The organism is Streptomyces sp. PT12 (assembly GCF_003311645.1).
GTDB lineage: Bacteria > Actinomycetota > Actinomycetes > Streptomycetales > Streptomycetaceae > Streptomyces.
On record NZ_QEST01000086.1, the window covers coordinates 1 to 558 of the forward strand.

The window sequence follows — 558 nt, forward strand, 5'->3', positions numbered from 1 at the left end:
CACTGGCTCCAGGTCTTCACCGAGCTCCGCAACCGGGGCGTCGAGGACGTGCTCATGCTCGTCTGCGACGGCCTGAAGGGCCTGCCCGACGCGGTCGAGACGGTCTGGCCCCGAACGGTGGCGCAAACCTGCATAGTTCACCTGATTCGGAACAGTATCCGCTACGTGGCTCGGCAGGACTGGGACAAGGTTGCCAAGGATCTGAAGCCCGTCTACACGGCCCCGAGCGAGGCCGCTGCGACCGAGCGGTTCCTGGAGTTCTCCGAGAAGTGGGGCACCAGGTATCCGGCCGTGATCAAGCTGTGGTCCGACGCCTGGGCCGAGATGGTGCCCTTCCTCTCCTTCGACATCGAGATCCGCAAGGTGATCTGTTCGACGAACGCAATCGAGAGCGTGAACGCCCGCATCCGCAAGGCGGTCAGGGCCCCAGGCCACTTCCCGTCGGAGACCGCCGCGTTGAAGTGCGTCTACATGGCACTGATGAGCCTGGACCCGACCGGCAAGGGTCGGCGCCGCTGGACGATGCGCTGGAAGGCCCCGCTGAACGCCTTCCAGATC

Annotated in this window: 1 protein-coding gene; it reads left to right on the top strand. The window is 65.2% G+C overall.

Features of this window, described 5'->3' with window-relative positions; translation table 11 throughout:
- Positions 1-558: transposase (locus tag DEH69_RS09150; protein WP_181727337.1), on the top strand; the 558-nt coding region annotated here is incomplete at both ends.